The organism is Sphingomonas alba (assembly GCF_023516555.1).
GTDB classification, from domain to species: Bacteria; Pseudomonadota; Alphaproteobacteria; order Sphingomonadales; family Sphingomonadaceae; genus Sphingomicrobium; species Sphingomicrobium album.
Genome location: NZ_JAMGBD010000001.1, coordinates 365,744 through 386,572, shown reverse-complemented (window position 1 = coordinate 386,572; position 20,829 = coordinate 365,744). Strand labels below are relative to the sequence as shown.

At 63.1% G+C, this 20,829-nt stretch carries 25 protein-coding genes and 1 tRNA gene; 9 read left to right on the top strand and 17 right to left on the bottom strand.

Annotated elements, in window-relative coordinates:
• Window positions 1-3: 3 nt before the first annotated feature.
• Together LZ536_RS01995 and LZ536_RS01990 are read right to left on the bottom strand one after the other, a co-directional pair.
• The gene (locus LZ536_RS01995; protein ID WP_249846627.1) at window positions 4-381 is read right to left on the bottom strand and encodes a hypothetical protein; all 378 of its coding nucleotides are present in this window, start codon (window positions 379-381) and stop codon (window positions 4-6) included.
• A gap of 100 nt (window positions 382-481) precedes the next feature.
• Entirely contained in the window at window positions 482-1,144 is a 663-nt protein-coding gene (locus LZ536_RS01990; protein WP_249846626.1) for an FABP family protein, read from the bottom strand.
• Window positions 1,145-1,265: 121 nt separating this feature from the next.
• Here LZ536_RS01990 and ppk2 point away from each other — a divergent pair, with 121 nt between their 5' ends.
• Both ppk2 and LZ536_RS01980 read left to right on the top strand, forming a co-directional pair.
• Window positions 1,266-2,147: a polyphosphate kinase 2 gene (gene ppk2 / locus LZ536_RS01985; RefSeq protein ID WP_249846625.1), complete on the top strand. Its 882-nt coding sequence runs from the start codon at window positions 1,266-1,268 to the stop codon at window positions 2,145-2,147.
• Between the two features lie 32 nt (window positions 2,148-2,179).
• Entirely contained in the window at window positions 2,180-3,898 is a 1,719-nt protein-coding gene (locus tag LZ536_RS01980; RefSeq protein ID WP_249846624.1) for a SulP family inorganic anion transporter, read from the top strand.
• An 11-nt stretch (window positions 3,899-3,909) separates the two neighbouring features.
• Here LZ536_RS01980 and LZ536_RS01975 read toward each other — a convergent pair whose 3' ends face one another.
• Complete coding sequence (locus tag LZ536_RS01975; protein ID WP_249846623.1) at window positions 3,910-4,716, bottom strand: hypothetical protein; 807 nt, start codon at window positions 4,714-4,716, stop codon at window positions 3,910-3,912.
• A gap of 347 nt (window positions 4,717-5,063) precedes the next feature.
• Window positions 5,064-5,276: a hypothetical protein gene (locus LZ536_RS01970; RefSeq protein WP_249846622.1), complete on the bottom strand. Its 213-nt coding sequence runs from the start codon at window positions 5,274-5,276 to the stop codon at window positions 5,064-5,066.
• 196 nt (window positions 5,277-5,472) lie between these two features.
• On the opposite strand from LZ536_RS01970, the gene LZ536_RS01965 reads away from it, so the two are divergent.
• A complete protein-coding gene (locus LZ536_RS01965) occupies window positions 5,473-5,727 on the top strand; it encodes a GlsB/YeaQ/YmgE family stress response membrane protein (RefSeq protein ID WP_249846621.1) in 255 nt (84 codons plus the stop codon).
• Window positions 5,728-5,879: 152 nt separating this feature from the next.
• Complete coding sequence (locus tag LZ536_RS01960; RefSeq protein WP_249846620.1) at window positions 5,880-6,908, top strand: potassium channel family protein; 1,029 nt, start codon at window positions 5,880-5,882, stop codon at window positions 6,906-6,908.
• 34 nt (window positions 6,909-6,942) lie between these two features.
• Here LZ536_RS01960 and LZ536_RS01955 read toward each other — a convergent pair whose 3' ends face one another.
• From LZ536_RS01955 to LZ536_RS01940, 4 genes are all read right to left on the bottom strand, one after another.
• Window positions 6,943-7,623, bottom strand: coding sequence for a L,D-transpeptidase family protein (locus tag LZ536_RS01955; protein WP_249846619.1), 681 nt, complete (start codon window positions 7,621-7,623; stop codon window positions 6,943-6,945).
• Between the two features lie 626 nt (window positions 7,624-8,249).
• Window positions 8,250-8,474 carry a hypothetical protein gene (locus tag LZ536_RS01950; RefSeq protein WP_249846618.1) on the bottom strand — a complete coding sequence of 75 codons (225 nt, stop codon included), beginning with the start codon at window positions 8,472-8,474 and terminating at the stop codon, window positions 8,250-8,252.
• A 45-nt stretch (window positions 8,475-8,519) separates the two neighbouring features.
• Window positions 8,520-8,696, bottom strand: coding sequence for a hypothetical protein (locus LZ536_RS01945; protein ID WP_249846617.1), 177 nt, complete (start codon window positions 8,694-8,696; stop codon window positions 8,520-8,522).
• On the bottom strand, window positions 8,693-8,854 hold the full coding sequence (locus LZ536_RS01940) for a hypothetical protein (protein ID WP_249846616.1): 162 nt from the start codon (window positions 8,852-8,854) through the stop codon (window positions 8,693-8,695). The genes LZ536_RS01945 and LZ536_RS01940 overlap by 4 nt, the downstream gene beginning before the upstream one ends.
• 584 nt (window positions 8,855-9,438) lie before the next feature.
• Between LZ536_RS01940 and LZ536_RS01935 the strand changes: the two genes are divergently transcribed.
• A complete protein-coding gene (locus tag LZ536_RS01935; protein ID WP_249846615.1) occupies window positions 9,439-9,729 on the top strand; it encodes a hypothetical protein in 291 nt (96 codons plus the stop codon).
• A 120-nt stretch (window positions 9,730-9,849) separates the two neighbouring features.
• Here LZ536_RS01935 and LZ536_RS01930 read toward each other — a convergent pair whose 3' ends face one another.
• From LZ536_RS01930 to LZ536_RS01920, 3 genes are read right to left on the bottom strand one after another with little or no spacing between them, the layout of a single operon-like run.
• Window positions 9,850-10,065 carry a hypothetical protein gene (locus LZ536_RS01930; RefSeq protein ID WP_249846614.1) on the bottom strand — a complete coding sequence of 72 codons (216 nt, stop codon included), beginning with the start codon at window positions 10,063-10,065 and terminating at the stop codon, window positions 9,850-9,852.
• A gap of 55 nt (window positions 10,066-10,120) precedes the next feature.
• Complete coding sequence (locus LZ536_RS01925) at window positions 10,121-11,191, bottom strand: sensor histidine kinase (protein ID WP_283938430.1); 1,071 nt, start codon at window positions 11,189-11,191, stop codon at window positions 10,121-10,123.
• The gene (locus tag LZ536_RS01920) at window positions 11,191-11,418 is read right to left on the bottom strand and encodes a hypothetical protein (RefSeq protein ID WP_249846612.1); all 228 of its coding nucleotides are present in this window, start codon (window positions 11,416-11,418) and stop codon (window positions 11,191-11,193) included. Before LZ536_RS01920 ends, LZ536_RS01925 begins: the two co-directional genes overlap by 1 nt.
• Before the next feature lie 261 nt (window positions 11,419-11,679).
• On the opposite strand from LZ536_RS01920, the gene LZ536_RS01915 reads away from it, so the two are divergent.
• Window positions 11,680-12,024 (top strand): hypothetical protein, encoded by a 345-nt coding sequence (locus tag LZ536_RS01915; protein WP_249846611.1) that lies wholly within the window; start codon window positions 11,680-11,682, stop codon window positions 12,022-12,024.
• Between the two features lie 244 nt (window positions 12,025-12,268).
• On the opposite strand, the gene LZ536_RS01910 is transcribed toward LZ536_RS01915, so the two are convergent.
• Complete coding sequence (locus LZ536_RS01910) at window positions 12,269-12,574, bottom strand: hypothetical protein (RefSeq protein ID WP_249846610.1); 306 nt, start codon at window positions 12,572-12,574, stop codon at window positions 12,269-12,271.
• Window positions 12,575-12,706: 132 nt separating this feature from the next.
• On the opposite strand from LZ536_RS01910, the gene LZ536_RS01905 reads away from it, so the two are divergent.
• Complete coding sequence (locus LZ536_RS01905; RefSeq protein ID WP_249846609.1) at window positions 12,707-13,594, top strand: aldose 1-epimerase; 888 nt, start codon at window positions 12,707-12,709, stop codon at window positions 13,592-13,594.
• Here the strand turns inward: LZ536_RS01905 and LZ536_RS01900 are convergent.
• Window positions 13,581-15,041 carry a glycoside hydrolase family 43 protein gene (locus LZ536_RS01900; RefSeq protein ID WP_249846608.1) on the bottom strand — a complete coding sequence of 487 codons (1,461 nt, stop codon included), beginning with the start codon at window positions 15,039-15,041 and terminating at the stop codon, window positions 13,581-13,583. The genes LZ536_RS01905 and LZ536_RS01900 overlap by 14 nt on opposite strands.
• A 148-nt stretch (window positions 15,042-15,189) precedes the next feature.
• On the opposite strand from LZ536_RS01900, the gene LZ536_RS01895 reads away from it, so the two are divergent.
• Both LZ536_RS01895 and LZ536_RS01890 read left to right on the top strand, forming a co-directional pair.
• Window positions 15,190-15,265: transfer RNA gene (locus LZ536_RS01895), tRNA-Lys, on the top strand.
• Between the two features lie 174 nt (window positions 15,266-15,439).
• The gene (locus LZ536_RS01890; protein ID WP_249846607.1) at window positions 15,440-16,342 is read left to right on the top strand and encodes a PhzF family phenazine biosynthesis protein; all 903 of its coding nucleotides are present in this window, start codon (window positions 15,440-15,442) and stop codon (window positions 16,340-16,342) included.
• Window positions 16,343-16,406: 64 nt separating this feature from the next.
• Here the strand turns inward: LZ536_RS01890 and rodA are convergent, their stop codons facing one another.
• From rodA to LZ536_RS01870, 4 genes are read right to left on the bottom strand one after another with little or no spacing between them, the layout of a single operon-like run.
• Window positions 16,407-17,519 (bottom strand): rod shape-determining protein RodA, encoded by a 1,113-nt coding sequence (rodA, locus tag LZ536_RS01885; protein ID WP_249846606.1) that lies wholly within the window; start codon window positions 17,517-17,519, stop codon window positions 16,407-16,409.
• Entirely contained in the window at window positions 17,516-19,429 is a 1,914-nt protein-coding gene (gene mrdA, locus LZ536_RS01880; RefSeq protein ID WP_249846605.1) for a penicillin-binding protein 2, read from the bottom strand. Before mrdA ends, rodA begins: the two co-directional genes overlap by 4 nt.
• The gene (gene mreD, locus LZ536_RS01875) at window positions 19,426-19,947 is read right to left on the bottom strand and encodes a rod shape-determining protein MreD (RefSeq protein ID WP_249846604.1); all 522 of its coding nucleotides are present in this window, start codon (window positions 19,945-19,947) and stop codon (window positions 19,426-19,428) included. The genes mrdA and mreD overlap by 4 nt, the downstream gene beginning before the upstream one ends.
• Window positions 19,947-20,825, bottom strand: a complete 879-nt coding sequence (locus LZ536_RS01870) for a rod shape-determining protein MreC (protein WP_249846603.1) — start codon at window positions 20,823-20,825, stop codon at window positions 19,947-19,949. The genes mreD and LZ536_RS01870 overlap by 1 nt, the downstream gene beginning before the upstream one ends.
• Window positions 20,826-20,829: the final 4 nt, after the last annotated feature.

Here is a 20,829-nt window from a genome sequence, read left to right as displayed (position 1 = left end):
GGATCAATCGGGACTGATTGGAACGTGCGGCCCATCGTCATCGTCGTCGGCGAACAGGGTGTAAACGCCCGCGAGGAAGAAGAATGTGCCGAGGGCCAGAAGCGGCCAGTTGATGCCGTAATCTGGCGAGTGCCGCGCGTCGGGGTCGGTGGCCGAGGAAGCCTGCGCCATGACCGCCAAATGCGCCGCCGATGCGACCGGCGCTACTTGCGGATAGGTGACCGCCGCGGACGCTCGCGAGCCAAAGAGGCTGACCACTGCGAGCGGATTGATGGACTGCGTGGGCGTAGCAGTCGGCGATGAGGCGGCCGCCATCGTCGGGGTGAGGAGAAGACTAAGCGAGGCTGCGACTGCGGCGAATGTCTTTGCGCAGGGGTTCATAACCTACTCCTTACGAGCAGCTTTTCTCCCCCACGAACGCAATATACCCGCTTCCATTCGCCAGGCACAATCGGGCCAAGTGCCCACCCGGACACGGAAATCACTCTGCCTGGCGATAATTGGGACTGGCTGAAAGGTTGAGCAGCGCCAGCGGGTTCGGCGTCGGCTCGGCAACTTTGGTCAGCCGGTTGCGGTCCTGGTGCAAGAATGGCTCGGCTTGCCCGTGTACCTGCAGCATGGTGTCGAGCACATAAGACCATGACCCGTCATCGTGGAATTCGACCTCGATCTTGTAGCTGTCGGTCCTGAATGCGAGTTCCAGGAAGGTCGTCGAGCAAATGCCATACTCCGTCTGGCCGCGCGTCGCCGCGAGAACCAGTTTGTTGTCATCCAGCCCGGCATGTCCGGCCGCGATAGCCACCTGGCCGCGCGGGATCGTCACCGTCTGCAGGATCAGCCCCGTCGCCGGCTCCCACAGCCAATAGCCGACCTGGTCGTGGAAGGTGATCTGCTCTTCCGGCGTGTTGATGTGGACGTGGTAGCGCAGGCCATAGAATAGCTGCGGCCCGTTCGGCTGGCCGTCGATCGGCTGCATCTCGATCCGCTCGGTGAACTCGCGGTGCTCGGGCCCGTCGCCCTTCGGGTTGATGTCGTGCCCGCGCTTGCCTTCCCAAATCCCCGCCAGGCGCCTGAGCGGGCCGAGGTTGGCCAGCGTGTCGGGATCGATGACCGGCTCGGCGAAAATGTCTGCGGGGATGTCCATGCCCGCTCAAATCGCATGCGCAACAAAAGCTGGCAACGAAGCAGCCCAAATCGCGGGAATTCCCCGATGCAAACAACCCGCAACGTCTGGTTGGCATTCCGACGCTTGTCGGGGAAAGACAATGAATATCCAGAAACATGAGCCGTTCGAGAAGATCACGGGCCGCAAGAGCGCTCCAAAAAGGGAAGCGAAGCCGCCACGGGCGAAGCCGCCGGCCGGGCAGGAAAAACTTTCGAACAAGGATTATGAGAAGGAGCTCCAGAAGCTCCAGGTCGAACTTTGCTATTTGCAGGACTGGGTCCGCGAAACCGGCGCCCGGGTCGTCATCGTCTGCGAAGGACGCGACACGGCCGGCAAGGGCGGGCTCATCAAGCGCCTGACCGAGCGCGTCAGCCCCCGGACCTTCCGCATTGTCGCACTAAGCTCGCCGACCGAGCGCGAGCAATCGATGCTCTACCTGCAGCGCTATATCCCGCACTTCCCGTCGGCCGGCGAGGTCGTGATCTTCGATCGCAGCTGGTACAATCGCGCCGGTGTCGAGCGCGTCATGGGCTATGCCACCAAGAAGGAGGTCGAGAACTTCCTCAAGAACGTCCCGCACTTCGAGCAATGGCTGGTCGAGCAGGGAATCATCCTCATCAAGCTCTGGCTGGAGGTCGGCAAGAAGGAGCAGGACCGCAGGTTCGCCAAGCGGATCGAAGACCCGCTCAGGCAGTGGAAGCTCAGCCCGATGGACCTCAAATCCTATTCGCGCTGGTATGAATATTCGCGCGCGAGGGATGCGATGTTCGACGCGACCAGCCACGACGCGGCGCCCTGGTGGGTGATCGTCAGCGACGACAAGAAGCGCGCCCGCCTGAACGGCATCAAGCACATCCTCTCGCAGATCCCGTACAAGCGCATCAAGCGCGACAAGGTCGAGCTTTCCAAGCGGTCGAACAAGCACCGCTACAATGACAAGCTCGATGTCACGAAGGTCCGCCTGGTGAAGGAGGTCTATTGAATTGCTGACCGCCGCGCCGTGGTTCGACCGTCATGGCTAGTACGCCGGCAGGCAGCAGCTCCGCCGTTCAGTCCTCCGGCTGGCGCAAATGGATTCCCGGCCTTCGGGTCCTGCGCGAATATCAGCCGGAATGGCTGAAGAATGACATCACCGCCGGCATCGTCCTCTCGACCATGCTCGTGCCCGTCGGCATCGCTTATTCCGTCGCATCCGGCCTGCCTGCCATCTACGGTCTTTACGCGACCATCGTTCCTCTGATCGCCTACGCATTGTTCGGGCCAAGCCGCATCCTCGTCCTTGGCCCGGATTCTTCGCTGGCTCCCATCATCCTCAGTGTCGTCGTCGCCTTGTCGGCTGGGGATCCCGCACGCGCGGTCGCCATCGGCGGCGCCATGGCTATAGTCTCCGGTGCCGTTTGTATCGTCGCCGGCCTGTTCCGCCTCGGCTTCGTCACCGAATTGCTCTCCAAGCCGATCCGCTACGGCTACATGAACGGCATCGCGCTGGCCGTTCTGATCAGCCAGTTGCCCAAGCTCTTCGGCTTCAAGATCGAAAGCTCAGGACCGCTCCGCGACCTTTGGGCGATCGTCCAGGCGTTGCTACGCAACCAGGCCAATTGGACCGGCGCCGCGATCGGCGGAGCGGTGCTTGCGGCGATCCTGCTAATGAAGCGCTTCACCCGCTTCCCCGGCATCCTCCTCGCGGTGATTTGCGCGACTGCGGCGACGGGCCTGCTAAACCTCGCCGAAACCAGCGGCGTAAAGGTTCTCGGCACAGTGCCGCAGGGTCTTCCGGTCTTCACCATTCCCGCCATCTCGGCGAGCGATCTCGTCAGCATCCTTGTCGGCGGTTTCGCCGTCGCCATTGTCGCCTTCGCCGACACCAGCGTCCTTTCGCGCACCTATGCGGCGCGCACCCATATGCGCGTCGACCCGAACCAGGAAATGATCGGCCTAGGCGCCGCCAATCTCGCCGCCGGCTTCTTCCAGGGCTTCCCGATCAGCAGCAGTTCCTCGCGCACGCCGGTTGCGGAGGCGTCGGGATCGAAGTCGCAGGTGACCGGCATTGTCGGCGCCGCAATCGTCGCGCTCGTCATCATAGCCGCGCCCAGCTTGTTCCGGAACCTTCCCAATGCAGCGCTTGCCGGGGTCGTCATCGCCGCCGCCATCGGCCTGTTCGAGTTCGGCGACCTTGCACGCATCTATCGCATCCAGCGTTGGGAGTTCTGGCTGTCGATCCTCTGCACGGTCGGTGTCGCCGTGTTCGGCGCAATCCCCGGGATCGGCATTGCAATCGTCTTCGCGGTGATTGAATTTCTGTGGGATGGTTGGCGCCCGCACTGGGCGATCCTTGGCGATCCGCCCCAGGTCGAGGGCTATCACGACATCGCCCGCTATCCCGAAGCGTCCCGAATCCCGGGGCTGGTGCTGTTCCGCTGGGACGCGCCTTTGTTCTTCGCCAATGCCGAACAGTTCAGCGACCGCGTGCTCGACGCCGTCGCCGCCTCGCCGACCCCGGCGCGGATGATCGTCGTGTCCGCCGCTCCGATCACCAGCGTCGACGTCACTGCCGTCGACGCCCTGCACGAACTCACCCAAACCCTGGCCCGGCAAGGGGTCGAGCTACATTTCGCCGAGCTCAAGGATCCGGTGAAGGACAAACTCAAGCGCTTCGGCCTGTTCGCCGAGTTGGGGGAGAACCGCTTCCACCCGACGATCGACTCGGCAGTCGCGGCCTTTCGACAAGGGTAGTTGCGCGGTCCCTACATCTCCGTCCGGAACGTGATCGTCGGCCCGCTCTGGTGGACGTTGTAGAGGAAGTCGCCGTGGTCGTAATTGACCTTGAAGTAGCGCCAGCCGGCACCCAGCGTCATCTTGTGGTTGAGCCGGTAGTCGATGCCGCCGACCAGCTGCCAGGTGATGTCGGAACCGATTCCGATCCCCCCAATGTCGCCATAGGCCGACGCGCTCCATTTGCCGCCGAGCGGAACGGCGCCGCGAGCGGCAATGATGGGATCGAACCAGTTTTCCTTCTTCGTGCCCTCAAGGCTGTTGCGGGGTCCTTCCAGCTCCAGGTCCGCCCTGAACCAGTTCATCCGGCCGCCGGCGAGCAGGTCAACCCTGAGGCCTTCCTTTTGGACGACCCGGTAGCCTGCGAGGAGGGTGATTTCCGCCGTTCTTGAATCGAGCGTCGCCTCGAGGAAATTCGGGTCGCGAATACCGATGCCCTGGTCCGCTTTCAGGTGGATGAAGGTCAGGTCGCCGACGATGACGAACTTGTCCTTGCGCGCTTCGGCGGCGCCCATGAAAGCGAACTTGAACGACTTCAGCACCTTGCCGAAGGGCAGGTCCAGGTCGACCGGCGGGGCCGGTCCGATGACGTCGGTCTCGCCCCAGGCGCCTGCAAGCCAGGCATAGCCGATCGTCGAAAAATGCCATTTGTGGTCGTCGATCAGCGCCGGGTCTTCGGCAACCGTGACGTCCGCCGATTGGGCGGCGTCAGCCTCGGTGGCGGGCGCCGGAGCCGCGTCCTGCGCAAAAGCTGCGCTGGGCCATGCGGCGGCAACCATCAATCCAAGACAGCGGGAAAACCCCAAGTTGGTCCAGTGTCGAACAGCCATAATTCCCCCGAGACAAGGCGGCGACGATGGTCGCGGGTTCCGTGCGCCGCCATGAGTGAAAGTTGGTATGCCGGCCGATTTTCGCGCGGCCTGTTGCGGCGCAGCTACGCTCTGCAGGCTCCAGTGGAATGCCGCAAATTCGCAAACCCGTGTCGCCTGTACGCTAATCTCAGGCGGATTTCCGAATTAGCGTGCGGCTACGCACGCTTTTTAGTCCCCAGATTGAAAGCGTGCCGCTCGGTGCGCCCGCCGGCTTTCGCTTGGCGGGCGCATTGCAGGTTCAGATGCCGTGTTCGTCAGGAACATTCAGCCGCCGGCTCGATGGCGAGTTCCAGGCTGTCCTGCTCCGGTGCATCGGGTTGCGGCTTTTCCGCCTCCGCCTTGGCCAGCTTGTCGAAATGCCTGGCCATGCCAAGATGGCTAGCCTGCTGCTCCGGGTGGATGGCGTTGCTGTGCGCAAGATATTCCTCGCAAGCACGGCGCCGGTAGAAAGCTAGCCTCGTTTCCATCGCGCAATGATATCCGACGGGCCAAGCTGCTCTATCCAAACAAGATATGATGTCGCCTTAGGGGTATCGACCCAAGGGGCTTTCCCCGACGGATGCTGGCCCTGCGCTCAGGTTTGCCCCGATAGCGACGAGGGCCGCCTCAACAGCATTACCGGCAGTCCGCCAGCCTGGGCGGGGGCCGCTTGAGGAGCGCGATATGGAATATGGGATCATCGGCTGGATCGTGGTCGGCTTGATTGCCGGCATACTCGCCAAATGGATCATGCCTGGCGACGACCCAGGCGGAATCATCGTCACGATCCTGATCGGCATAGCCGGTGGATTGCTCGGCGGGTTCATCGCCAGCAAATTGGGCATCGGGGGCGGCAATTTCGTCAACATCCTGATCGCCACCGCCGGCGCATTCGTGCTTCTGTTCGCGTACCGGCTCATGAGGCCTCGACGGACCTAGAGACTGACCGAGGGGGTTGGCGGTGCGAAGGCCGCGATCGCGCCGCCGCCCCGGCTCCGTGTTTCCACTGACTGACTTCGCGCGGGAACTGGAACAGCGCCGCGCTATGGCAAAGAGACCATTCTCCGCCGTGCTGAGGGGCTGAGCGCCCGATGTTCCGCAGGCCGGATCTCCAGCCGCTGCAGAGGCGGGCATTGCACGACTGGCACGGCCTGGCGGTGCGGGTCGCCATCGCGATCTCGCTGCTCGTCCTCGCCTTCGCGATCCTCTGGTTCGACCGCTTCGGCCTGCGCGACAATATCGACGGCCATCTCAGCTTCGCCGACGTCGTCTATTTCACCATGATCACGGTAACGACCGTCGGCTACGGCGACATTGTCCCGATCAGCGAGCGGGCCCGCCTGATCGATGCCTTCCTGATCACGCCGATCCGCGTTTTCCTGTGGCTTATCTTCCTCGGCACAGCCGCCGAGTTCCTGCTCAAGCGCAGCTGGGAGAACTGGCGCATGCAAAGAATCCAGAACACCCTGAGAGAGCACGTCGTCCTCGCCGGCTTCGGCCGTACCGGCCAGAATGCGATGGCGGAGCTGCTCTCCGCCGGCACGAAAGTCGGCAAGATCGTCGTCGTCGATGCGGATGAAGAAGCGATCGAGATCGCGAAGCGGGCGGGGGTCGCAACCATTCGCGGCGACGCGACCCGCGACGAGGTCCAGAAGGCCGTCCATATCGAGCGTGCGGCCAGCTTCATCGTCAGTTGCGGGCGCGACGATACATCGATCCTCGCGGTCTTGACGGCCCGCCAAATGGCGCCGGGAGTCAGGATTGCGGTGGCGGTGCGCAATTCCGATAATGAGGACCTCGCCCAGCAGGCGGGCGCCAACATCGTCATCAATCCGGTCGGCTTCGCGGGCCTGCTGCTGGCCGCCAGCAGCCACGGCGAGCACCTTGCCGAATACCTCCGCGACCTTGCCACCGCCCGCGGCGACGTCAGGCTGCAGGAGCGCGCGGCCACCGCGGACGAGGTCGGTCAAGCCTTGAAGGATGTCAGCAACGGCCGCGCCGTTCGCCTCTATCGCGGGCGGACAGCCCTTTCGCCCTGGGATCCGGGACCGCCGGACATCCAGGCCGGCGATCAGATCCTCGAACTGGTACCGACCGAGGAGGCGCAGGGCGGGCGTTAGGCCGGCGGCAGGGGTGGGACGAGCGGACAGAAGCCTATTTCGAAGCAACTTCCGACTTGTACTTCGCCAACTTGGCGTCGTGCTGCTTCAAAGCCTCCTCGTGTTCGGCCATTGCCCGATGGGATTCGGCCAATGCACGCTCGGCGTCTGCATGGAGTCCGGCGAGTTTCTGGGCAACATCTTCCACGGCGGCCTGATACTCGGCGACCCTTTGCTCCTGCTCGGCGTCGGTGATCACGACCGGCGTGCCGAGGTCAGTGACACCGTAGAGCAGCTTGGCAAAGGCTCTGGGCAGCCGGATACAACCATGCGACGCCGGATAGCCCGGCAAATTGCCGCCATGCATTGCGACGCCCTTCTCGGTGAGCCGCTGCATGTAGGGCATGGGGGCGTCGTCATAGGTGCGCGACCGGTGCACAACTTCTTTCTGGAGGATCGTGAACTCGCCAATCGGCGTCTCGCGTCCCTTGCTGCCGCTCGATATTGTCGAGGCTGCAACGGGTACGCCTCCGCGGTACACCAGGACCCGCTGCCTGGTCAGATCAATCACCAGGAGCACAGGTCCGGTTGAAACGGCGTCCGGACTCCAGACGAATTGGCCGGGGCCAAGCCTGTCTGCACTTTCCATGACGGTAGGCTTCTCGCGTGTTCCCGCATAAGCATGGCCAGCGGCGGTGAGGCACGCCAGAAATCCCAATTCGATCAGCCGTTTCACCAATTGTCTCGTTCAGGTTTTCTCCCCCGAACAGGCCCCCGGCTGCGGACCGCGTTTTAGCGTGACGGTAATGGCGCCCCAATCGGGGAAGTCGTGGATGGGGACCTAGGAGAAAACGTCAGGTTGGCGCTGCCTACCATCACCATATGGCCAGTTCCTCGTGTCCGGATTGGGTGAGTACGGACGCAGCGACCCAGTGGCAGCTTTGGGTGGAAAGCGGACGCAAGAATCCGCGTGAAACCTATCGAGACCTTTTGTATTTTACGTGAGCCGAAGCGATTGAATGCGGACGGCCTGTCCCGCCGTCGATCGAAGAAGGAGCGACGCAAGCGACGGGAGATTGGACATGCACGGGGCATCCAATTCTGTAGGCTATTTCCGGAACCGCGAACGCGCAGAGCGCAAGCAGGCCGAACAGTCTGTTTCGGACAAGGTCCGACAAATCCATCTGGCCATGGCCGAGCGATATCGAGAGCTTGCTGATCAATCAGGTGACGCGACCGTCGAGCCGCCTGCTTAAATAAGGGAAGCGCCCGGCCAGCTAGCCCAGGCGCGGCAACTTTGGGTCTAGTCCGGACCTTGGCTTTCATCGGCGCCGGAGAAGCCGGGCCAATCCGCCGGGGTGCTCACCAAATCGGGCCCGCCGGACGCAGCGCGGTCCTCGTGACGTCACCTTTCAAGAGGCGCGATCTTAGTTTTCGGCGCATGATGTCAGCGCCCGCCATGCTTGCGCAAACGAGCCGAACGCCGCCCTCGGGAAGGCGCTCGATGACGGATATGCCGACCTTGGCGCTGAGGCATTTTGTAACGACTTCGCCCTCTGGCATGTCGAGATATAGGGATCGGTCCATAGTTGCTCCTTGGTTCGGCTGCTCGGTGGCCGTTCGCTTGCCCGGTCAGCGCAACAAGCTGAGAGGGTCGATCCGCCGTGCGTCCGTATCGAACTGGGCGGCGACCGCTCGCAGTGCGACCGATCCTGCCGCGGTCCTCGCCCGAAGGGCCAGGCGACGGTAGGAGGCAGCCTGTTCGCGCAGGCTGATGGCAGCGTCGACGGGCGAAACGGGCTCTGTCACTGGGTAACGACTACAGTACGTCCACGGCGAGCGCTGGCGATCAGCGATGCATAGGCATCCATCAGGCCACGGTGCGCCTTCCGCGACCGCTCGCACACGGCATTTTCCGACATGAATACCGAAATCTGATGACGCTGATAAAGGTAATTGAGATCCATATCGGAAGACTCCCACATGCAAGCGGGAGCGCGATGGTCTCTCAGCCAGGCGACGGCTCACTGTCCGGAAGTCGCCTGATTTCTTACCCTTAGCACAACCACGTCCCCCGACCTAACTGATTGCGCCAAGGAACCGACATGATCCAGGCTTCGTTGGCTTTTGGAAACGAGTTCGTCCCACCCCGACAATCACCGTGTCGCTTTCCAACGAACCTGCGCGGAAGCGCCTCGTCTGAGAGACCCAGTTTGACCGGCTACACTTCCTTGCGATCGAATTTGCCCGGCCATGGCCCTGTCGATCCATGCCGGCTCGCCGAGCCTGTCGGGTGAGGAAGACGCAGGCTGACCATCATGATCGGATGGCTAGGTTATCCGATGCTTATGCCGCCGCTTACGAGGGCGACGTCCAGTTTGCGAAGGGCATCGGGCAACGCGCGTACCTCAAGCGAAGAGCCCGAGGGCTTAGGCGGGACGCGCAACTGCGGCGGGCGGCTGCCCAACAGCTTCGTGCGCAACCAGCCGGTGAGTGATTGAGTCTGGGCGACGGCAATTTTGCTGCCTCGCCGACTGCCGAGGAGGCATTTATGACCGAAGACGAGCAATGCGTCATCGCGGCCACTTTGACCGCGCACGAGCATATGATTGCGTTCCTGCTGGCAAAATATGTTCACCGCATGTCGCCGGACCAGCGCGACGCCGTCGAGGCGGCAATGAAGGATCCTCCGAGCGTCGATCTCACCTCGCTCTTGAACATGGACAGGGACGACGCCGGACGATTGGCCGCTGTCGCCGTTGCCCATCAGGATGCAATCAATCGCGTTTTCCACGCGGCCGCATCGTTGGCGGATGGGAGAGAACAAGACGACTTGGCTTAGCTCCCAATTCATCCCGGCCCCAAGTCTAGAGTCCGGAATGGGTGGAAGGCGGGCGGTCGGCAAATCAAAGGCGGGAACGTCTGGGAAGGTGAGCTCGGCCGGTAGTTCCGATTGATTCAGTCACCTCAGCATCCGCGCAAGCAACGCCACAATGGCTGCAATCACGCTGATAATGGCGGCGGCGAAGATGACCATCGCGGCCAGGTTTGAACGCTTATTGTCTTTGGTTGTCGGCGGCTCCTGGTCCGGCTTCCTGGCAATCCGCCACCGCGCCAACCCAGCGATAGCGAGCAGGAGAGCTCCGAGCAGCGCGATAATATAGCTGGCATTATGCATCGCTCAGCACGCCGCTGCGATACTGGCGATGAGCGCCAAAGCCTTACGCATTGAATTACGCCGCATTGGAAAGGCGCGAAGTGAACGTTGCGCGCGTTACGTCGACTGTCAGGCCGCTCTTTGAAGAGTCTTCCGACACCGACGCGCCAAGTTGTTTCGCCAGCGCGGCGACGAGTGCAGTTCCGAGGCCTGTTGAACTCGCGGGTTCATCGGGCACTCGGCGGCCTGCGCCATTGTCCGAAACCGTCAATTTCCAATCCAAATCCGCCTTTTCGAAAGTGACCCGGATCCGCGCTGCGGATCGCGGCTTCGGAAATGCATATTTGACGGCATTCATGATCAATTCGGTCACGATCAGGCCGATGCTGACCGCGTGGCTTGAGGGGAGCGTTCCCGCGTCGGCCACCACCTTAATCTCGATCTTCTGCTTCGGGCCGACCATGGAAGACGCCAAGCCGGTGGCGAGCTTTGTCAGGTACGGACCGATCTCGATCTGCTCGATTCCGTCGGATGCATGCAGGTGGCTTTGAACGGCCGCCACCGACATCACTCTCTGGTGAGCCGCCCGCAGCTCATTCTTGGTTTCTTCGGACGTCACCGTACCCGCCTTAAGCAGGAGGATACTGGCGATGATCTGGAGGCTGTTTGCGATCCGGTGCCGCATCTCGCGCAGCAAGGTGCCCTGCTGCTCGAGAAGCTCCTCGGTGTGCTCCAATAGGCGCTGCTTTTCATTCTCGGCTGCGCGTCTTGCAGTGATATCCTTGATTGCAAGCAGGACCATCCTGCTCTTGCCGTCCTCTTCCCTGAGCGGAAGGGCGTTCAACTGGATTGTGCGCGTGCCGAGCTCCCCGAAGGCCCCTTCGAATTCAAATCCTTCCAGGCTGACATGGTCCGGGACCACTGCCTGCAACAACTGGCGCAGGCCTGGAATATCCCATTGGCCGTTCGACAGCTCGAAGAGCGAACGGCCGCGGGCGTGCTCCGCATCCTCTCCGTACACCTCGTAAAAGCAGCGTGAGGCGGCCAGAAGATGCAGCTTCTCGTCCAAAACCATGAACGGTTCCGGCAATGTATCGACGATCGCCAGCGCGAGGTTTCGCGCTTCCGCTCGATCGCTAAGTCGCATCATTCCGAGACCGGCCTTGAAAGCCTCTTCGCCGCTGCGATCGCATCCCTGGCGTTGGAATAACGATAGCCGCCACAATCGAACATGATCAGCTGGACGGGTACTACCCCGTGCCGCTTTAGCTCGATTTGGAGGTCGTCTAACAAAGGTCGCTCCGGCAGCATTCGGCCGCCGTCATTTTCCCAGCGATCAGTTGAGCCCATTGAGGCGTGTTTGGTGGTGGCCATGCTCGATCTCCAGCCGCAAGCGGGAGCGCATGTCTCTCAGCCACAAGCTGCTTGGAATAAGTACGCCCGTGATAGGTGCTTTTAACAGCTTTCCACGGCCAGGTCGCCTAATTGCGCCGAATCTCCGCCATGGGTCGAAAGCGGACGCGGCAAGTTTGGGTGGAAAGCGGACTCTCGGACCCTATTAACTTTCCGTTCGTTCTTGCGGGGCTTTGGCGACGGCTTTCCTGCCCGTTCGTCAGAAGCGGACAGGAGTCCCCCATGCGTACATTGTTAATAGTTTCGTTGGCATTCGGATCTACGTTCTCGGTCCCGGCCTTCGCGGCTGGAAAAGCCTATGGGCACGACCCCAAGGTCTGCCTTGTGACGTTCGTGTCCGAAGCGGCCGCCGCCAGCCAGGCCGATACCGGCGTTGCCAAGGCCCAATATCTGCCATTGTCGATTGCGATGCGCCTCGAAATGCGTTCCGACAGCATCAGCGACATCTATACTTACGGGGACACCGGCTACACCGGCGCCGGCGTCGACTACCACTATGCGGGCGATACGACCGAAGCGACCTGCGAATATCTGGCGGGCATCAACGCCACCGACGATGACGATTAATCCCTAACGGCTGAATAGGGCGGCGAGCTTTTGGGCTTGCCGCCATCACGTCAAAATGACGATCCGCGCTGCTTTCCACCCTCTATGGGAGGTAAGTCGCCCGGCTCCGTCGCGGTTAGGTTCGCGCCAGTGTCCGTCGAAAGCGGACATTCCCCCTTCCACGTCATTCCCGCGAAAGCGGGAATCCCGCTGCCTTCTTGGGGGAGACTGCCGGATCGAAAGCAAATTCCGGCGCGGGGCCGACTCATGCCGCCCGGCGCTTCCTTTCCGCCGGCATGTCGGAAAGCTCCGCCTGTACCCGACCCAGCATCTGCTGCTGGGCACCGCGGATAGCGTCGGCGTAGCGCTCGTCGTAGGCGGCCTCTTCCGCGGTCTGCTCGCGCATGTAGCTGATCGTCAGCTTGCGGCCGAAAATCTCGTCGCCTTTCAGCCGCATTTCCGCCTCGGCAAAATTCGGCAATCCGTCACGGACCGTGACCAGCTTGGCGATGAGGTCGTCCAGCGACGAAAAGTCGCCGATGTCGATGAACTCCTTGACCCTTCGACTCACCTGACCCTCCCCAAGCTCCCGAGCTAAAAATAGCGTCCGCGGGAACCGTCCCGCAACCTAAGTGCTTAAAATGCCGGTGGATAAGTTGCTTCGGCCTGAATGCCGTCGACAGCTTCGGGACAGGGACGGGCAATGGTCGACGAACAGGTCAAACTTCACATCGGTGATCTGGAACTGGCGCTAAGCCCTTCCATTGGCGGCAGTATCGCGCGCTTCGATTGGACAGGTGAAGGCAGCGATCCATTCCCCTTGATGCGCGGATGCCACAGCGGCTCGACAAATGTGTTGGAGGCCGCCTGCTTCCCGCTCGTGCCCTTCGTCAACCGCATCCGCGGCAGCCGTTTCACCTTTCGCGGCCGTGAGGTCGTGATGCAACCGAACATGGCAGGCGACCCCAGCGTGCTGCACGGTCAGGGCTGGCTCGGCCGCTGGAATATCCTCTTCGCCAACGAGGCGGAGACCGAGTTGGCTTACGAGCATCAGGCCGGCGAATGGCCCTGGACCTACGAGGCACGCCAGCATTTCGCACTCGACGCGGGCGGACTGACGGTTCGCCTGTCCTGCTTCAACACGTCGACCGATCCCATGCCCTGCGGCCTTGGCCTGCATCCCTATTTCCACTGCGGGCCGGACACGGTCCTCGGCACTCATGTCACCGACGTCTGGGACATTGACGAAAATGTCCTGCCGCTGGCGAAGGGGCCGGCGATCGGCCGTTTCGACCTCGATGGCCGCCACATCTGCGGGCAGGGTCTGGACCATGGTTTCGCAGGCTGGGGCGGGGAGGCGCGGATCAGCGATACCGATTGGCCGGTCGAGCTCGTGATGTCCTCGCCCGACGCGCACTTCTTCCAGCTCTATTCGCCAAGGGAGGGCGGCCTGTTCGTCGCCGAGCCGGTCACCCATGCCAATGCCGCGCTCAACGAGCCGGAGGAGGAATGGCCGGAACTTGGCGTGCGCGTCCTCAAACCCGGCGAGGAAATGACGCTCAGCATGCGCCTCGACGTCAAGCCAGACTGACGTCGTCGCGGGTGAATTTCAGCTTCGCCGTCAGCAGCGCCCGGAAGACATTGTAGCCGCCGGTCTCGGGGTGGAAGGCGTGGAAGAACAATTGCGGCTCGCCATCCAGACCCGGCGCAACCGAGGCATGTCCGGGCGCCAGCCATACCGTCGTCGATTGCAGCAGCGGCTCCGCCATCTTCTCATACGGGCCGAACACATCGTCCGAGACCGCGACGCCGATCCCGTAGGCCGGCGAGGTGAAGTCGTTGCCGGCATAAAAGAGCCAGTAGCGGCCCTGCTGCTTCGTCACCCACGGTCCCTCGATAAGGTGCCCCTCCCAGTCCATGTCGTTGGCGAGCACCTGCACGCGTTTTCCGGCGAATTCCGTGCCATTCGCGTGCAGACTCTGCGCAAAGATCGGCGTTTGCAGCGCATCCAGCATGTCCGCCGGGCAGCCGCTGGCGCGCAGCACCGCGCGAACCTTGTCCCAGCTGTCGATCGCCGTGCGGATCAGCGGCTGCATCAGGAAGAAGCGCTCCATCGGCCGCCGCGTCTCGGCCCAGGGCTGGATCGCCGCCGCCCAGGCCGCGGTCGTCCGGTCCTGCTCGCTGTCGACCAGGCGCTCGATGAGTTCGGGCCGTTCGCGGAGCAGGCGGGCGAGGGGGCGCGGCCACAGGCTGTTGCTGTCCTTCTTCCAGAACAGCACCGGCCCCACCTCGTCGACGAACAAATGTGCGTCGATCATCGCGCCGCTGAGCAAAGGCTTGCCGATGTCGGTCCAGGGCCCCGTCGGCTGCTTGGCCTTGGCGAGGCCGATCGACAGCACCCGATCCTTGTCGCGCGCCGTGTAGGTCAGCCAATATTCCTCGCCGACCCGCGCCATTTCCGGCGCCCAGAAGTCCCCGACCCGAACCCCCGCCAAAGTCCAGGCGGGCGCCTCGCCTTCCGGAAACACGAACCCCGCCGGGTCCCAGTGCTCCAGGTCTACCGACGTCAAAATCGGAAAGGCATCCGGCGCATCGTTCGACGTCGCCACCAGCACGTAGGATTCACCGGTTTGTAGGACTGCAGGGTCGCCGTAACCCGCCAGAATCCTCGGGTGAATATTGTTCGTTATCAATGGCTTCCATCTTGGGTCAGGTGATTTAGGAAACCACTGCTCACTCCGGTAAGGATCGCGAACCCCGAAGTCCCGATTCAGCTCGGCATAGAATGCGGCATAGTGCTCCGGATCACCGCCGGCGATGCGATAGGCTTTGCCGTTGACCAGCAGCTCGGTCGCCTCGGCATCGGCCCTGGCCTCGATCTCGAACCGAACCATGGCACGATTACGCTCGGGGCCGCGTTTTGCTGCAAACTCTTCGCGCCGCGCTGCGAAGCGGCCCACGCTGCCTTCGCGCCGCATGCTGCTAGGGCCCGCTGACACGGCGAGCCCGAAGAAGCGCGGCGGCAGATGGCCACGCATTTCGACGAATCCATCGGCATGCAACTGCGCGATTGAGGCCGCAGGTCATTTTATTGAATTCAGGCGGTTGCGCCCCAGTATCGCATTTGCTACCGGCGCGCCGCGCATGACGGCTTTTTGAAAGCCGGCGCATCGCCTGACAGGCAGTGGACGCATAGCTCAGTTGGTAGAGCAGCTGACTCTTAATCAGCGGGTCCTAGGTTCGAGCCCTAGTGCGTCCACCATTTTCCACCCTACCAACAACGGATTGCGCGGCGGCTGAGCGCCGCTGTCGCGGCTGCTGACTGTCGTGCCAGCGCTATGTCGTCCGCGCCAGACACTGCTCGCTCGAAAAGAATTGCTGGTGGCAGGTTTCGACCCATTGCAGACGCGGCTCAACGCTCACAATAGCTTCGCGCATGGCGGCACCGATCCTACGCTATCGTCAAGTCGACGTTTTCGCTGAAGAGCCGCTCGCCGGGAACGGCCTGGCGGTCTTCATTACCGAGCAGCCGCTCGGGACAAACACCATGCAGGCGTTGACGCGAGAATTACGCCAGTTCGAATCCATCTTCCTTACGCCGTCGCCGGAACCGGACGTTTTTGCTGCCCGCATCTTCACGATGGAAGAGGAGCTGCCCTTTGCGGGCCATCCAGCAATCGGCGCTGCCGCCGTACTTCATGAGCAAGTTGGCGGCGACGAATATGCATGCACGCTGCTTCTCTCTGCCGGACAGGTGGCCCTGAAGAGCCGACGCCAAGGACTGAAGTATGAGGTCGCCATGAATCAGGGCCGCGTCAGCTTTGGCGCGGAGATAGATGAGCGTGAGCATGCGAGTTGGCTCAAGTGCTTCGGTCTCGAGCCCAGGCACCTTGGTCGGAAGATGCCGGTTTGCGTTGCCTCGACTGGGCTACCCTATCTGGTGATCCCCGTGACCAGCGAGGGCCTGGCCAGTGCGCGGATTGCCGAGGACGGGCTCGAGGAGCGGCTCGCCAGCGTCGGTGCCAAGTTCGCTTACGTCTTTGATGTCGAGGAGCGTGAAGGCCGAACCTGGGACAATGCAGGGGCGGTCGAGGATATCGCGACAGGTTCCGCCGCCGGCCCGGTTGCCGGCCTGCTAGTCCGTCACGGTCTTGCCGACACGGGCCAAAGAATCGTGCTGCGGCAGGGCCGGTTCGTCGGGAGGCCAAGCGAAATGACAGTCGAAGTCCGCGAGGGACCCGATCAAGGCCAATGCGAGGTCATCCTGTCGGGAAGGGTCGTGACGGTGGCGCATGGCGAATTTGATGCGGACGTGCTCAATCACTTTGGGGACGCATAGTAGATCACCTGCGTCGTCTTCGCGCAGACGGGGGGAGTCATGGCTGGCCGCAACGCGTGATGCCTTAGGCCAGCGTGGATTTCGTCCGCTGCTGGCGTTCGAGGGACATGAGGACGCCGAGGCAGAGCATCACCGTCATCACCGCCGACCCGCCGAAACTGACGAGGGGCAAGGGCACGCCGACCACGGGCGCGAGGCCCATGACCATCATCAAGTTGATGGTCACGTAGAAGAAGATGGTGACGGTCAGCCCGGCGGCGGTCAGCTGGCCGAAGCGAGTGCGGCTGTTGGCCGCGACCCTCATACCCCAGCGGACGACGAAGGCGAAGGCGAGGATCAGCACCAGCCCGCCAATGAAGCCCCATTCCTCGACCATCGTCGCGAAGACGAAGTCGGTATGGCCTTCGGGGAGGTAATCGAGGTGGCTCTGGCTGCCCTGAAGGTAGCCTTTGCCCCAGATACCGCCCGAGCCGATGGCGATTTTCGACTGGGTGATGTGGTAGCCGGCGCCGAGTGGATCGCTTTCCGGGTCCATGAAGATGAGCACCCGCTTGCGTTGGTAGTCGTGCATCATCGTGAAGGCGATCGGCAGGGCGGCGGCGATCAGGCCTGCGCCGCCGAGAAAGAGCCACATCGGCACGCCGGCCAGGAACATCACCGTGATGCCCGACAGCAGCACCATGGTCGCGGTGCCAAGGTCCGGCTGGACCAGGATCAACGCCCACGGGACGCCGATCATCAGGGCAGCCGGCCAGATGGCGCGCCACTGGCGGATCGAACCGGCGGGGAGCAATTCGTAGAAGCGGGCCAGCACGAGGACGATCGCCGGCTTCATGAATTCCGAGGGCTGCAGGCGGATAAAGCCGATGTCGAGCCAGCGCTGGGCGCCCTTGCCGACGAAGCCCATGGCGTCGGTCAGCAGCAGCATCAGGATGATGGCGCCGTAGATCGGGAAGACCAAAGCCTTGATCGTGCTTTCCTTGATCCACGACATGCCGACCGCGACGCCGAGGAAAACGAGGATGATCAGCGCCTGCTTCAGCGCCCAGGGCTGCGCCGAACCTCCAGCGGCCGAATAGAGCGTCAGGAGGCCGATGCCGGCGATGCACAGGACAAGGAAGATCAGCCGCCAGGGCAGGCGGGCGAGGGGCTGCGGGATGATGGCGGAGGAAATCATGTGGTCGGCGGCTGCGGCGCTTTGGCCTGGGCCTGGGATTGCACGAACTTGGCGGCCGCCTCGAACGCCGCTGACCTCCTGGCGTTACGCTCTGCCAGGCTCCCGCCCCATTGCTGCTCGAGCGGCAGGAGCGCATCCATCGCCTTCTGCTCGTCGAACAGATACGTCATGGTGTCGCGAACGATTGGGGCAGCGGCGGAGGCACCAAAGCCGCCGTGCTCGATGATACAGCCGATCGCGTAGCGCGGCTTGTCGGCCGGCGCGAAGGCGATGAACAACGCATGGTCGCGGAGCGCCCAATTGCCCTGATGCCCGCGCGATTCCAGCCGGAAAACCTGAGCGGTGCCGGTCTTGCCGGCCATCTGGATTCCGTCGAGCGGAAGCTTCGATGCGACAGCGGTCCCGCTGCCGTTGACGACGGCGGCCATCGCGCTGCGGACGATTTCAAGATGTTCGGGCTTGGCAGCGACGTCCGGCGCCGGTTGCCGGGGGCCGGCCATCAACAAGCGGGGCTTGAGCAGCTTACCCGATGCCAGCCGCGCCGGCATGACCGCCAATTGCATCGGATTGATCAGGACATAGCCTTGGCCGATTGAAGTGTTGGCGGAATCATAACCCTGCCATTTCCGGTGGTACTTCTGCATCAGCCAGTCGGGGTTGGGCATGGTGCCGAAGCGCTGGCTGGGTACGGGGAGGTCGAACTTCTCCCCGTAGCCGAGATAGTGGACCATCTCGGTCGTCTTGGCCGGGTCGGCGATCAGGCCGGTCGCCCAGAAATAGGTGTTGCAGCTGCGCTCGACGGCCGAGTGCATGTCCATCGATCCATGCACAGCGTCGCAGCGGAAGTAGCGGTTTCCGATCTGGTAGCCACCCGCGCAATAGACCCGTCTCTTGGGATCGATGCCCTGCTCCAGGAACGCCAGCGCCATGGCCGGCTTGATGGTCGATCCCGACGGATAAAGGCCCAGCGTGACCTTGTTGAGAAGGGGGATATGGTCGTCCTGGGACAGCATCCGCCATTCGGTCCGGCCGATGCCGTCGGAGAAGCTGTTGGGGTCGTAGGCCGGCATGGACACGTAAGCGAGCATGTCGCCGGTCGCCACGTCCATGGCGACGAGTGCGCCCGATTGGTCGCCCATTCGCCGGGCCGCATACAGCTGCAGCCCCTGGTCGATAGTCAGCTGGACGGTTTTCCCGCTTCGGTCAGGTTTAGGATCGAGCTCGCGGACCAACTTCCCGCGAGCCGTCAGTTCCACACGCTGGCCGCCCGGCACTCCCCGCAGGGAAGTTTCCAGTGACCGTTCGAGGCCTTCCTTGCCGATCTTGAAACCTGGAATGATGAGGAGCGGGTTCTTCTCTTTTTCATACTCCTTGGCGGACGCGGTGCCCACATAGCCGACCAAATGGGCGACCGCCGGGCCATCGGGATAGTAACGGTTGAAGCCGCGAGCCGCGGCAACGCCGGGCAGTTCGGTCAGGCGAACCATGATCGCCGCATATTTCTCGTACGGTACATTTTCGGCGACCGAGACCGGCTGGAAGCCGCGGGAGGATTTGAGTTCGTCGGCGACGCGCTGAAGCTCGTCGGGGGATAGTTCGAGGATCTGGGCAAGTTCCCGGATCACCCGCGGCCCGTCCGACAGCTGCTGGGGGATGATATCGACGCGGAAGCTGGATCGATTGATCGCGATGGGCTTGCCGTTACGGTCGATGATCCAGCCGCGTCGCGGGGGCACCGGGATCAACTGGACGCGATTGTCTTCAGACAGCAGCCGGTAGTGGTCGTTCTGGCTGATGCCGAGATAGCCAAGGCGCCCGACCAGCAGTGCGCCAAGGCCGACCTGCGCGCTGCCGACCAGAAGCATGCGGCGTGAGAATGCGAGCGATTGGTGGGCCGGGGTCACTCTCACCGGCCAAGCCTCCAGCGATCGAGCGAGGAGGCGATGTGAGCGAAGAGGGGGAAGGCGAGGACCGAGACCACGATCGACGGCAGCATTTCCTTGAAGGGCACCGGCGCGCCGCCCCAGGCGGCGACCTTCCATTCGGCCGTTTCGGCAAGGATGATGAGGCCGGCCGCGACCGCCCATTCGATCCAGTAATCGCGCCACTGCGTCCGGCGGTCGACCAGGTCCATCAGCAGCATGACAAAGGTCCACAGCGCGACCGAGAGGCCGATCGGCGCACCGGTCAGCAGGTCGTTGACGAAGCCCAAAGGCGCCGCCCACCAGGCAGGCCAGGCGTCGGCGCGCAGCAGTCGCCATGCGACCAGCATCAGGAAGCCGAACTCGGGCCAGCCGCCGCGATTGGTGACGACCGGGAGCATCGCCAGGCACGACATCAGGACGACGCTGATCGCCGGGATAACCGTCACGCCCTTGCGCGGTCCGCGATTTAGGCGGCCGCGTGGCTGGAGCGCGGCTCGTACCATCAGCGTTCCTCCGCTTCCGTCGCCGCGGCGAGTGCGGCTGGTTCGAAGGGTTTTTCGACGATGGCGAAGCTGGACTGCGTGGGATCGGCGAGCGGCATGCCGCGCGCGCCGTCGTCATCCAGGCGGATGACGCGGGCGATGGGAACGAGCGGCGGATAAAGGCCGCCGGTGCCAGAGGTGACGATGATGTCGCCCCGCCTGAACGGGTTGCGGCCCACCTCGAGCGGGCGGATGTCGACCGTGCCGTCGCCCCGGCCAGTGGCAATGACCGGCGCTCCGGTCCGCAGGATCCGGGCCGGGACGGTGTTGGCACGGTCGGAGACGAGCAGCACGCGACTGGCGATATGGCCGGCATCGATGATCCGGCCGACAAGGCCGTCGGCGGTGCGAACGGGCATGCCGACCTGGACGCCGTCGCCGCGGCCGACGGAGATTATGGCGAAGCGCCGCGGGCTCTCGAAGCTGGATCCGACGATGCGGCCTGTGGCGATGGCGGCACTGCTTTGCTCGCGCAGGCCCAGGGCAGCCTTCAGCTGCTTGTTTTCCTGGAACACTCCGGCGGCTCGAACCGCCGTGCGGCGCAGTTCTGCGCGTTCTTTCTTGAGCTTGGCATTCTGGTTGGCCGCGTCCCAGTAATTACCGGCGCCGCTGACCAGTCCCTTGGCGGTCGCGCCGACTTCCGCCAGCGGCCCGGTGATCGGTGAGGCGACATCGAGCGCAGCGCCGCGCACGGCCGAGTAGGTCTGCGGCGCCACCAGCGACAAGACGAGCATGAAGATGCCGACCAGCAGCCCGATCACCGCCGCCAGGAAGCCAAAAAACAGGCTATATTGCGCGCGCCTGGACCAGCCGGGGCGCGGTCCCGCCGGCGCGGCCATAACC